Genomic DNA, 12367 nt, shown 5'->3' with positions numbered 1-12367 from the left:
GGTGAAGGATTAATGGAATCTAACTATTTTTGATAGGATTCTGTCATGTGGAAAATGTACAAAAGAAGAAATCATTGTTTGAAGGGAAATCCATGAATGGGGGATGGGGGGAGCATAGAAACGAGCATCACCGTACATGATCAAGAAATGGTCCACTTTCATGAGATAACTGCCAAGATGTATAGGCAAAAAGTAAATGCGGCCACAAGAGATGAGAAACCGGTCAGGATGTGTGGGCAAAAGGGAAATGCGGCCACAAGAGATGAGAAACCGGTCAGGATGTGTGGGCAAAAGGGAAATGCGGCCACAAGAGGTGAGAAACTGGCTAAGATGTGTGGGCAAAAGGGAAATGCACACATAAGAGATGGGAAACTGGCTAAGATGTGTGGGCAAAAGGGAAATGCGCCCATAAGAGATGGGAAACTGGCTAAGATGTGTGGGTAAAAGGGAAATGCACCCACAAGAGATGAAAAACCGGCTAAGATGTGTGGGCAAAGAGATGGGGAACTGGCTAAGATGTGTGGGCAAAAGGGAAATGCACACACAAGAGATAGGAAACTGGCTAAGATGTGTGGGCAAAAGGGAAATGCACACACAAGAGATAGGAAACCGGCTAAGATGTGTGGGCAAAAGTCAAATGCGCCCACAAGAGATGAAAAACCCGCTAAGATGTGTGGGCAAAAAACAAATGCGCCCACAAGAAATGAGAAACCAGTCAAGATGTGTGGACAAAAAACAAATGCACCCACAAGAGATGAAAAACCGGCTAAGATGTATTGGCAAACCCCGTAAAACCCCACATCATATATCAAATATGTACATCGCTAGCTTGACACTGACAGTTGTAATGTAATTAGAGAGCGCAGCAAAGGAGCAGTCACACGCCTTTAATATAGCCACCAGAATGCCGTGGTCGCCTCCTTTGACCGTGTGAAAACAATCACTCTAGATGACTACCAATATCATTTTGAGTGAATGTATAATAATACCAAGTGAATAAAAGGAGCTTATTCAAATTTATGAAGTTCACTCAAGCAGTTTTATCTCTGCTAGTTATCGTAACGATATTGTACTTGATGTAATCTTCATACGGTGCTATATGTCATTTTACCAAGTGTATGGGATTTTTTATGTGTGTGGTTTGCGATAAAATGCTTACATCCAAATGGGAGGGAGAAGCGTAAGCAACTTTGGTTGTTTTCTTTAGCATTGGTATTGCTAATCGTATTGATTATCCTACGAGTTTTAATGGAGTCCAAGCCAAATTTAATGAACTGGATTGGAGAAATAAATCACACGAACGAGTGGGAATGATAGACGATTTGTTAAATACATATGATTTAAAAAATAGACATTATAACGAAGTGATTGAAAAACTAGGAACACCAACAGAAAACACGTATTTTATAAGTGACAATAACATCGTTTATTATTTGGATAATAAAAAGAGTATCATTAGTACCGATAGTGAATGGCTAATAATTACATTTAAAGATAATCGAGTAGCTAATTATGAATTGAAAACAGATTAATAGAAAAAGGGGCTGCAATCAATTGCGCCCCTTTTTTATCATCATGCTTTTACTAAAGTTTGATCAACAACCTTACCCTCAAAGGCAGCTTCATAAATTGCATATATATCTTCTTTACTTAGTTCCATTGGACTTCGCGCGAGTAAACGAGTTTGTTTTGTTGCGTCTTCTGTTAACGAATCAAGTGCATCATGGCCAATGTTAAACCCTTTTAAAGAGGACGGGATGCCAACATCTTCGACTAAGCGTTTTAGTTCTTCGACACAACGGTGGGAAGCTTCTTCTTGTGAAAGATAGGTAGAGCTGAAGCCCATTGTATCGAGAATATCCTTCATTCTTTTTTCACATGCAGAACGAATATAGCCCATCACATATGGTAGGAGAACGGCATTTGAATCACCATGAGCAATATGGAATTGCCCGCCTAGTGGATAAGCAAGTGCATGAACACCAGCTACACCTGCGTTAAAGAAGGCAATACCAGCTAAATAACTACCATAGCTCAAGTCAATACGTGCTTGTTTATTGTCGCCATGATGCACAGCTGTGCGGATGGATTGACTGATTAGGCGAATAGCTTGTAGTGCTAAAGCGTCCGTGACTGGGCTCGCATTTTTTGACACATATGCTTCAATCGCATGTGTAAGGGCATCAATACCAGTAGCAGCTGTTACCTTTGCAGGTAGAGACATCGTGAGTTTTGGGTCAACAATAGCTACATCTGCAAGTAAATAATCATGTGTGACAACATCCTTTGTTGTTTCCAATGAAAGGACGGAGATATTTGTTACTTCTGATCCTGTGCCAGAAGTAGTTGGGATTAAGATACTCGGTAATCCTTTTTTTGTAATCGCTTTTGTACCGGTTAGATTTAAATAATCAGCTACATCACCTTCATGAACAGCGATGACACCAGCTAGTTTTGTTAAGTCAAGAGCACTGCCGCCACCAATGCCGATGACCATATCAAAAGCGTGTTGGCGCGTATAGGAGACCAGTTTTTCCCCAATGGCTAGTGGTGGTTCAGGGATGACATCAGTGTAAACATCAGTGGTATATCCTGCCTCATTCAGTGGGTGTGTCACTTTATCTGTTAAGCCAATTTCTTTTAAAAAAGGGTCAGTAATTACAAGGATTTTTTTGACGTTAAACTTTTCTACTTCTTCAACGAGGTGGGAAAGGGCATCCCAACCAGTGTAGCTTATTGGGGTAAAGGTGATTTTTTCAGACATGATGGTCACTCCTCTAGTTAATTTTGGTTCCAAACAATTAATTTTGTTTCTGTCATTTCGTGAATCGCGTATTTCAAACCTTCTTTGCCAGTACCGCTTTCTTTCACTCCGCCATATGGCATTTGGTCTACACGATAGGTCGGAATATCATTAATCATCACGCCGCCCACTTCAAGCGCTTTAGAAGCATGGAAGGCAGTTTGAATATCATTAGTGAAAATCCCTGCTTGCAAACCATAGTCAGAATCATTGATTGCATGAATACCCTCTTCAATTGAAGCGATTCGGTTTACAATAACAATAGGGGCAAACACTTCTTGGCAAGAAACCTTTGCTGTCGCATCGACATTCGTTAAGATGGTTGGTAAAAATACACCATTTTCAATTTTTCCGCCTGTAATAATCTCTGCTCCTAAGGAGACTGCTTCATCAACCCAACTCAATGCTCGCTCCTGTTCAGCCGAATGAATCATCGCTGATAGGTCAGTTGTTGTATTCATTGGATCACCGATTGTTAATGCCTGAGTGGCTTCGGCAAACTTTTTAACGAAAGTAGTAAATATCTCTTCTAGTACGTAAGTGCGTTGTAGAGAAATACATACTTGACCTTGGTTAGAAAAGGCACCTGTTACGCACTTTGGAACGATTTCATCTAAGTCTACGTTTCTATCAATAATTAGTCCTGCATTCGAGCCAAGCTCTAAAGCAACTTTCTTTAACCCTGCTTTATTGCGAATGCCAATCCCAACCGCTGGGCTACCAGTGAAAGTAATCATTTTCACAAGCGGATTTTCGACAAGTGCATCTCCAACAATACGACCACTGCCAGTAACTACGTTAAATGCACCTTTGGGTAAAGAAGTTTGGTCAATGAGTTCTGCAAGAAATAGAGCGGATAAAGGTGTTTGCGATGCTGGTTTTAATACAATCGGGTTACCAGAGGCAATCGCTGGTCCCACTTTATGTGCTACTAAATTTTGTGGAAAGTTAAATGGTGTAATGGCTCCAATTACGCCAATCGGTTCCTCGATGGTATAACCGAATCGGTTAGCCCCGTTTTTGGCTGCATCCATTGGAATCATTTCTCCTGTTAAGCGCTTTGCTTCCTCAGCGGCGAACTTATATGTTTCAATTGTACGGTCAATTTCACCGAGTGAGAATTTCAAAGGTTTCGCTGATTCTAAAGAAATGATTTCAGCCGCTTTTTGCCGATTTTCCTTAAATAATTGAACAAGCTCTTCTAGTATTTCTGCACGCTCGTAGGCCGTCAAACGAGCCATCTCTGTTCTTTTTTGATGCGCAATCTCAATGGTTTCTTCCACTTCCTCTTTTGAAGCTTGTGGAATTTGCGCAATCACTTTATTTGTATAAGGGGAGAGGAGCTCAGCATAGTTTGCTGAGTCTCTCCATTCACCATTAATATATAATTGTTTCTTCATATTAACTCACCTGCTTTTCTTGTTTTTTTAGTTCTTCACTATCTTTATTAAACGTTTTGTCAATTTCTCCTTTAAAGAAATCTTTTCCGTATAATAATAGACAAAGCATGATGCCAACTGCAAATGCCAAAGCGGCACCTTTCGTACAAAGGACAGCAGCGACGATACCCGCTACACCTAAATCTTTTTGACTTCTTGCTTCTAGAACACCGATTTTAATGTTGACATACCCTTGAATGAGTAAGGTTAATGCCATTGCTACACCTAGTATAGGTTCAACTAAACTAACAATAGGAAGCAAAAATAATCCGGTATTCGTACCCCAACGGAAAGAACCAACTCCGCCGAAAATGGAGTCCATTGCTTTTCTACCTTTCTTGTAGCGCTCAATCATTACAACTTGCATCGCGCTCCAAACAGGTCCACCCATCGTTACATCTGGACCAAGGATACTCATTGCGCTATTGCGTATACCAAAGATCCAGTGAGAGCGGTTAGGATTGTATTCTACCTTTTCGTCCGGACGAACAGATTGCCCATCTTCAACTAATGCTTTCACTTGCAGTACATCACCGAAAAGAACGATATAAGCTGCTAGGACAGTTGGGATAGCTGTAATGAACATCATCAATGGTGGCAACCCTAGACCGAATACCGTGTATTCATTCCAAAGAGTAATGAAATCAGGTGATGAGAAACCCCATTCAATCGATGGCCACTTTGCTTCACTAAATATTGGCGCAATCAGTACAGCGAGTAGGATAACAGGAAGTATACCTAATTTAGCAATGGTTTTCCAAAAAGAATTTCGGTTTTGAAATTGAGTGAAATGCTTAGAAAATAGTAAGTAAAAGCCAATGCCGATTGCAATCGAGATCGTCCAAGGGAATAGTTCAAAACGACCGCCCACTTGGAACACTGAGATAATAGCTGCCAAACCAGCGCCTAAGATAATCCCAGATTTTAGAGCAGGTGGAATAAAGCGAACAACCTTTGATGCCAATCCAGTAGCGCCGAGTAATAATGATAGAATACCGAGTGTTAATTGGAAGGCGATCAGTGAGTGAACACGTTCAGGGCCTTCCGGAAATTGCTGACAATACAACATGATCAAAGGAATGGCTGGCGTTATCCAACCAGGTACAGCCGGATCACCTAGTAAATGATGTAATAAGTAAAAAAGTCCATTTAAAACAACAATAGCAAGTGCTACTTCAAAAGGCATACCGAGTAAGTCCATTAAAAGCGGGATGGCTGATAAATCAACAGCACACATTAATAGTCCTTGCACATAATCGGGCCATTCAAAGCGGTAATGGATAAAAGGTAAACGAACCTTAAAGGGTCCAGCTGGGATATACGGTGACTCCTCGCCGTATTTTCTGTTTTTCCATTTCATTAGGGTATTCTCCTCCTTATTTTGTAAACCCTTACAAGTTTGAATATTAAATTATGAATACGTAACCATTTTTTTATAAAGCGATTCCATATGAGTCGTTTAAGCTCATATGGAAGAGGGTATGGGATTATGCTTCAATGGTTACGTATTCATTTTTGCATAAATAAAAATTATTGATATGCCTTTGTTGTTTTTCTATTAAATACTTTAACAGATTCAGTGATTTTTACGCAACTATTTTTTTTATTTTCAATCATTTCAATCAGTTCGCTGATAGCGAGGTAACCTAAATTTTGCTCAGAAACGCTGCCGATTGTCGTTAATTCAATCCTACCATGTTTACTAATATCAACATTATCGATGCCAACAACACTGATGTCTAATGGCACATGAAATCCGGCTTTTGTAGCTTCATCAATCGTTTGTAAAGCGATTGCATCAGTGGCAGCACAAATAGCTGTAGGTGGAGTGGGCAAATGCATTAACTTTTCAAACGCTTCTTTGACACCTTGTTTCGTTGTATCTGTTTGAATGACATATTGCTGTGAAAGCATATGGTCACTCATGGTATGGGCAAAGCCATCATATCTATTCTTAAATGTACTAACTGTAGAAGGTCCACCAATCCAGGCAATTTGTTTATGACCAAGCTCAAGAACATGCTGAGCTGAAAGCACACCAGCTTGATAGTTATCTATTTCAACAAAATGTTTATTATTTATATGTTTGCGATTATAGGTGATAAATGGAATGTCCATTTTTTCGAACTTCTCAAAAATAGGGTCATCAAGTAAGATGCATGACATTACAACACCATCTACCTTGTTTTCAACGGCAGATGTATAGGCTTCATTCAATTTTTCATCATTCACAAATTGAACATGAACACGATATCCTTTGCTATTTGCGTAATTAACAATGGCTGCTGTTGTATCGACAAAGAATGGGTTATGAAGCGGGCCTGAAAGAAGCGCAATCGTATACGTTTTATTTTGTACAAGTGAACGCGCATGAGCATTTGGAATGTAATGAAGTTCTTCGATCGCAGCCATCACTTTATCTACTGTCGGTTTTTTAACAAGGTTTGGTGTATTGAGTACACGTGATACGGTCGTTTGAGAAACGCCAGCATGTTTGGCAACATCCTTAGAAGAGACCATCTAGTTTCCTCCTTTCAAGAAAAGCTGTGCTTCCTTATTTTATCAGATTCTATAAGGAGAGAGAAGTTAAAATGACCTAGATTAACCGGCTCAGAAAAGGGGTAAGTAGAGAGTATGAAAGGAAGCGAGTGAAATGAAAAGAATGATGATTTTAGCGTTTACGAGTATTTTGTTGTTTTCTGGCTCTGCTGTGTCGGCTAAAACAATCCATTCATTTAGCGAGCAGACAACCATTTATGATTATATCGTCTCTGAAAGCTACAGTGAGAACGGTGCAAAAATAGCGGTTATTGGCAGTAGTGTGGCTCGTGGAAAAGGGGCATCTCATCCGATGTTTTCTTGGTTTCATTTATTAGAAAAGGAAGTGCGTGAACGCCATTTACCACATAAAAAACAGCTGTCATTTCATAACTTTGCTAAAAGTGGCTACACATTAAATATGCTCCTTACGGAAGGAACGGTTGATCAATTGGTAAAAGCAGAGCCTGATTTGGTAATGATTGAAACAGGTGTTGTTAATAGTTATCAGTATCATCAAAGCATAAAAGAAACAGAGCAAGCAATTGAAAAAACCGTTGATAAAATTAAAAAGGCCACTCCTCATACGAAAATTCTATTTCTTTCTCCTAATCCTACAACTGTTCTATATAACGGAAAAGTTGAAAACAAGCGCAATCATTCTTATCAAGACTATTTAAAAGCAACAGAACAGTATATTAAAGAAAACGAATGGCCATATATAGATATTTATCAACCGATGACAAAAAGATTGGCGGACAGTTCAATTGAGTTAGAAGACACATTGGCAGATGGGGTGCATCCGAATAATATTGGTTACTATATTTGGTTTCAAGTAATGAATGAGTACTTTAATCAGCCCATCCCGTGGTAAAATGAAAGAAAACCTCGGAGCTGATGAACTTTGAAACAACAATTAACTTTAATGGAAGCATATATGATTGAACTATTACGTAATCAAGGTGTAACGGATGAAGAAATTATCAAAAAATCATTGTCTAACGACACGACAGAGTGGAGAAAGTATAACGAGCAGTTCGAATTTGAACAATTAGCTCATCTGGCACAAAAAGATGAGGCGAACTTTGTTTCAATGATTAACAATGGTTACCGCATCAAATTCCTTACTTTCCCTGGTTTGCAACGCATTCTAAGTATGAAGTTCGGATTAGAGAAAGACCAAGATTACATGCTCGTAGAAAACGGAGTGTCTAATATAAAAGTAAGTGAGGGGCAATTAAAGGAGATTGAAAAAGTTTTATCGCTCAACTGGAAAATTAAGAGAGAAGAAACTTCAATTTCTATTCAAAATGGTTAAAAGAAAGATAGCATTCGTTTTTTTACTAGGCGAATGCTTTTATCATTTCTGTTTACTAGAAGACCATAAATAATAGAATAGAGACAAGAATAAAGAAGCTCCTATTGCGTATGGTATGGGAGAGCGAAAAAGAATTAATAGACAAAGGGGCATGGCAATTACGATGGCTTTTTTCCAAAACAAGCAATGATCTTCCTTTCCAAAAAAGGTTGAATGTGCGAAAAAACAAAACATAGGAGGAAATAAACACTTGATGAATTATAAATTCTCACCTGAATTAAGTCAGGCGATTGTTGATGGGATATTAAAAGGATATAGACACTACATTCATGAGCGTGAACAGAAGAAACGTGAAATGCTTATTAGTACAGGTTATGCATGGGTAAAAGGCAATCATATTGAAGATGCCGTAGCCCAAGAATGTCGCAAACTGGGGATTCAATTTGAATTTTCTAAAGCAGGCTATGCATGGGGTTACTTGAAATTTGAAAATACGGCAACAAACTCTTTGTTTATCATTAAAAGTGGAGGCCCTTCACCACAATCATCACCTAGTCGAAAAGAGGAGCACTATTTAGTTGAACTCTCCAAGATTAATCGCCATATTGATTGGCAGCAATTAGAACAAATGAATGAAGGAGGCGAACAGTTAATCTTAGAAGACGTCACTTCTCAGAACTTTGAACAATTAAGCTTTGGTGAATTCGATTTTCTTAAACAAACGTTTGATCAATTTTATATTGTTTCTTATGAAATGGATGAATCAAAACTATTATCAAAAATTCAACTGCTTATGCCAACCCCAGGCATGAAGAAAATTCATTTAGTTGAAGACTGGTTACCTTTGGCATTTCATTCATCTTATCATATTACTGAGATTGAAGTAGAAGGAATTAGAGGAGAATAACAAAAGGGCTAGCTATAGTAGATAGCCCTTCTTAATATTATTTTTGTTCTTTTATCCAGTGAGTAATTGTATCGATGATCGTTTCTTGTTGTTTCTTAATAGAAATATCAGCTTGGTTGTCACCTGATTGTTCTCCGTATACACCGAAATAGGCATGGTTTCCACCTTCGATTTCTACGAAGTCGGCTTCATCTGGAAGAAGAACTTTCTTCTCCTCAATTTTAGCAGGCGTGCTTAATCCGTCATTTGAGCCACTTATGGATAAGACAGGTAATTGCGAATTTGTCAGTGTTTCATTATCAGAGGCGTAGGCACCCAATAGTATTAAACCATTTACTTGATGTATATTTTGATCAGCATACATGGCTGCTGCTGCCCCGCCCATTGAATGACCGCCAACAAACCAATCCACATCGTTATACATATGAATAATTTCGTTCGCTTTGGACACATCAAATATGGCCATGTTAAGTGTCATATGAGGTAGAGCGATAAATAAATTTTCTTTAGCTAATTCTTGAGCAAGATAGGCATAGGCTTCAGGTTCAACTTTTGCACCAGGATAAAGTATAAGCCCTACTTGGCTATTAGGGTTACCGAATAAGAGCCAATCATCTTCAACGCTCATTTGGTTGTCTAAATGGATCGTTGGCTCATTCACTGAATGATAAGTGATCTGAGCCCAGATAATAAATCCTCCGATTGCTGTCACTAATAGTGCTGATAGGATAAGGAATATTTTAGATTTGAATAGTTTCTTCATAATTTGCCTCTTATAATGTATCTACTTTTTGAAAAATTTATAGAGCGTATAGATAAAAATAACGATTAATAAAAGGATGAGGATCATCACAAACGTTTTCAAAGTATCATTAGGTGTTTTTGCATAAATACCAATGTATGCCCAAATAAAAACAATTGTATAAATAAAGTCTTTAAATCGAATAGAGAAAAGTATCGCTATTATCGTAACAACTGATAACGTAATAAAGGTCCAAGTCAATTCATCCATTCCAAGAAATACAGTTTGTTCCATTCCTACAAACCAAACAAATACATTTAAAATGCTTGCTACAGAAACCCAACCAATATAAATGGAAAATGGAAGTTTTTCAAAGAAAGTGTGAGGTGTATTGTTTATTCTGCCATAAATCAGAATTAATGTGACAAGTAATGCAAAAATGATGACTACTGATGTAAGTAATGCTTGAGCAGTAAAGGCAAGAATCCAACAGCCATTTAATAAAAAGTTAAGAGCTGGTAGGTAGCTAGTATTTTCATAAACAGCATCATTCTTTACAAAAAAAGCTCTTATCACCCAAATGAATAAAAGGAAATAAATAAAACCCCAGATGGAAAATGCAAAACCAGCAGGTTGCAATAATGGTTGATTCGCATCAGCAACATTGCCAACATTTGTAGCGGACCAATAATTTAAGAAAATCATGATAGCGAATGTAATAAGGTAGACGATACCTAGTTTCTTTGACCGATTCATGAATGAACCTCCCCTTGATAATTAATTGATGGTATTTATTGTAATACCCTAAAGTGAACGGTAATAATCATGGGGAGGATGAAGTTTCTTATTTGTTAATTTGCTAGTAGATGTTTAATCTTTTCCTCAAAATCTCTTGGTTTATCCGTAGGACCGAATCGCTCTACCACATGCCCGTTTTGATCAATGAGAAACTTGGTAAAGTTCCATTTAATGCTTTTGCTTAAAAAGCCTTTTGCTTCTGTCGTTAAATAATTAAATAGAGGGTGTGCTTCTTTCCCATTTACTTTTATGATTTCATGCATAGGGAATGAAACACCGTAGGTCATCCGACAAGCTTCACTTGCTTCCTCAGCAGAGTCGAGCTCTTGTTTAAATTGATCCGATGGAAATCCTAATATAACCAGTCCCGCATCCTTATAATTTTGATAGAGGCTCTCGAGTTCTTCAAATTGTGGAGCCAAACCACATTTCGTTGCAGTATTGACAACTAATAATACCTTGCCTTCATATTGCTCCAATGTATAATTGGTCCCGTTTTCGAGTGTTACATTTATATCATATAAACTCATTTTTTCTCCTCCAAGTCATTTAAATGGGATAACAGTGTATTCAATTCTTGTAATTTTAATTTGAATTGATGATCAAATACAGTAAAAGAATCACATTCAGTAGCTTTAGTTGAAATCATTTCTGATATCGTCTTTTCGGAGTTTTTCCCCTTTGGTGTCAATGAAATGACTACAGATCGTTTGTCCATTGGTGAAGGTGTTTTTGTAACATAATCTTTTTCAACTAATTTAGAAATAATGGGGTTTAATGTGCCGATCCCTAATGATAACTTTTCACTTAATTGTTTAATAATCATATGATCACTTTCCCACAGGGCGAGTAGGACAATATATTGTGGGTAAGTTAGGTCAAATGGTTCCAGTGCTTTTCGATATAGCTTCGTATATTGATTTGTTGCTTTATAAATAGCGAAACATAATTGGTCCTCTAGAGGTTGTGCTTTTACTTTGGCCACCTCCTCATTTACATCGTATACGATTTATTATATATCGTGTGCGATGTAAATACAAAAATAAAAGATGACAATTAAATCATATGTAACAGTTGTTTTCAGATTCTGTAAATTCTTCCTTTACATAACGTCAGTGATGTTATAATACGAGCAATCATTGCGCAAGGAGGCCTATATTCATGATACTTCAGGAAGAAATTAAAGGACTAACGACGAAAGTATTCGGAAAAAATAATCAACTCATATATGATGAAGAATCGTTTATTTTTAAAAATGCGGAATTAAGGATCACTGGTTCAAATAATAAAATCCATATTGGAAAAGGGACAAAACTATCGAATATATTAATTCACATACGAGGATCAAACAATGAAATTACAATAGGGGAAGATACCGACTTGATTGGTCATATATTATTAAAAGGCAAAAAACAATCGATTAAGATTGGTGATCGAACAACCTTTAAAAATGTTTATCTATTATCTCAAGAAGGAAAGAATATTCACATTGGCGCAGATTGTATGTTTTCTTATGACATAGCAATAAGAACAACAGATGCTCATTCCGTTCTTGACATTGAAACAAATGAAAGATTGAACGGTGCAAAGGATGTTGTCATTGGTAATCATGTTTGGATTGCTGCCAGTTGTTTGATTTCTAAAGGAGCGGTGCTACCAGACGATACGATTATCGGGGCAAGGTCTGTGGTTACAAAACCTTTCTCCGAAGCACATACAACCATTGCAGGCTCTCCAGCTAAGGTAATCAAAACAGGAACAACTTGGAGTCGAGAGCGGTTATAGGTGCGGAGCGATAATCATGTTGAATTTTGTTTTCAAA

Annotated in this window: 15 protein-coding genes; 7 read left to right on the top strand and 8 right to left on the bottom strand. The window is 37.8% G+C overall.

What is annotated here, in order from left to right:
• Positions 1–96 precede the first annotated feature (96 nt).
• From H9655_RS09520 to H9655_RS09510, 3 genes are all read left to right on the top strand, one after another.
• Positions 97–444: a hypothetical protein gene (locus tag H9655_RS09520; RefSeq protein ID WP_191813318.1), complete on the top strand. Its 348-nt coding sequence runs from the start codon at positions 97–99 to the stop codon at positions 442–444.
• 72 nt (positions 445–516) lie between these two features.
• Complete coding sequence (locus H9655_RS09515; protein WP_191813316.1) at positions 517–792, top strand: hypothetical protein; 276 nt, start codon at positions 517–519, stop codon at positions 790–792.
• Positions 793–1190: 398 nt separating this feature from the next.
• Positions 1191–1532: a hypothetical protein gene (locus H9655_RS09510; RefSeq protein WP_191813314.1), complete on the top strand. Its 342-nt coding sequence runs from the start codon at positions 1191–1193 to the stop codon at positions 1530–1532.
• 41 nt (positions 1533–1573) lie between these two features.
• Here H9655_RS09510 and H9655_RS09505 read toward each other — a convergent pair whose 3' ends face one another.
• The 4 genes from H9655_RS09505 to H9655_RS09490 all read right to left on the bottom strand — a co-directional run bounded on the left by H9655_RS09505 (position 1574) and on the right by H9655_RS09490 (position 6762).
• Complete coding sequence (locus tag H9655_RS09505) at positions 1574–2764, bottom strand: iron-containing alcohol dehydrogenase (protein WP_191813312.1); 1191 nt, start codon at positions 2762–2764, stop codon at positions 1574–1576.
• A 17-nt stretch (positions 2765–2781) separates the two neighbouring features.
• Positions 2782–4203, bottom strand: a complete 1422-nt coding sequence (locus H9655_RS09500) for an aldehyde dehydrogenase family protein (RefSeq protein ID WP_191813310.1) — start codon at positions 4201–4203, stop codon at positions 2782–2784.
• Between the two features lies 1 nt (position 4204).
• Entirely contained in the window at positions 4205–5602 is a 1398-nt protein-coding gene (locus H9655_RS09495) for a hypothetical protein (RefSeq protein ID WP_191813308.1), read from the bottom strand.
• Positions 5603–5772: 170 nt separating this feature from the next.
• Positions 5773–6762 (bottom strand): LacI family DNA-binding transcriptional regulator, encoded by a 990-nt coding sequence (locus H9655_RS09490; RefSeq protein ID WP_191813306.1) that lies wholly within the window; start codon positions 6760–6762, stop codon positions 5773–5775.
• 133 nt (positions 6763–6895) lie between these two features.
• Here H9655_RS09490 and H9655_RS09485 point away from each other — a divergent pair, with 133 nt between their 5' ends.
• The 3 genes from H9655_RS09485 to H9655_RS09475 all read left to right on the top strand — a co-directional run bounded on the left by H9655_RS09485 (position 6896) and on the right by H9655_RS09475 (position 9005).
• Positions 6896–7654 carry an SGNH/GDSL hydrolase family protein gene (locus H9655_RS09485; RefSeq protein WP_191813303.1) on the top strand — a complete coding sequence of 253 codons (759 nt, stop codon included), beginning with the start codon at positions 6896–6898 and terminating at the stop codon, positions 7652–7654.
• A 30-nt stretch (positions 7655–7684) separates the two neighbouring features.
• Positions 7685–8098, top strand: coding sequence for a hypothetical protein (locus tag H9655_RS09480; protein ID WP_191813301.1), 414 nt, complete (start codon positions 7685–7687; stop codon positions 8096–8098).
• A gap of 253 nt (positions 8099–8351) precedes the next feature.
• Positions 8352–9005, top strand: coding sequence for a spr1630 family ClpXP-sensitive toxin (locus tag H9655_RS09475; protein WP_449757704.1), 654 nt, complete (start codon positions 8352–8354; stop codon positions 9003–9005).
• A gap of 37 nt (positions 9006–9042) precedes the next feature.
• Here the strand turns inward: H9655_RS09475 and H9655_RS09470 are convergent, their stop codons facing one another.
• The 4 genes from H9655_RS09470 to H9655_RS09455 all read right to left on the bottom strand — a co-directional run bounded on the left by H9655_RS09470 (position 9043) and on the right by H9655_RS09455 (position 11530).
• Positions 9043–9768, bottom strand: coding sequence for an alpha/beta family hydrolase (locus H9655_RS09470; protein ID WP_191813297.1), 726 nt, complete (start codon positions 9766–9768; stop codon positions 9043–9045).
• A 21-nt stretch (positions 9769–9789) separates the two neighbouring features.
• Entirely contained in the window at positions 9790–10503 is a 714-nt protein-coding gene (locus tag H9655_RS09465) for a TspO/MBR family protein (protein WP_191813295.1), read from the bottom strand.
• Between the two features lie 95 nt (positions 10504–10598).
• On the bottom strand, positions 10599–11075 hold the full coding sequence (locus H9655_RS09460; RefSeq protein WP_191813293.1) for a glutathione peroxidase: 477 nt from the start codon (positions 11073–11075) through the stop codon (positions 10599–10601).
• On the bottom strand, positions 11072–11530 hold the full coding sequence (locus tag H9655_RS09455; protein WP_191813291.1) for a MarR family winged helix-turn-helix transcriptional regulator: 459 nt from the start codon (positions 11528–11530) through the stop codon (positions 11072–11074). Before H9655_RS09455 ends, H9655_RS09460 begins: the two co-directional genes overlap by 4 nt.
• Positions 11531–11706: 176 nt before the next feature.
• Here H9655_RS09455 and H9655_RS09450 point away from each other — a divergent pair, with 176 nt between their 5' ends.
• Entirely contained in the window at positions 11707–12330 is a 624-nt protein-coding gene (locus H9655_RS09450) for an acyltransferase (protein WP_191813289.1), read from the top strand.
• Positions 12331–12367: the final 37 nt, after the last annotated feature.

Origin of the sequence: Cytobacillus stercorigallinarum, assembly GCF_014836495.1 — a bacterium.
Lineage (GTDB): Bacteria > Bacillota > Bacilli > Bacillales > Cytobacillaceae > Cytobacillus > Cytobacillus stercorigallinarum.
The sequence above is the reverse complement of the archived record's forward strand: the minus strand, read 5'-3'. Positions and strand labels throughout refer to the sequence as shown.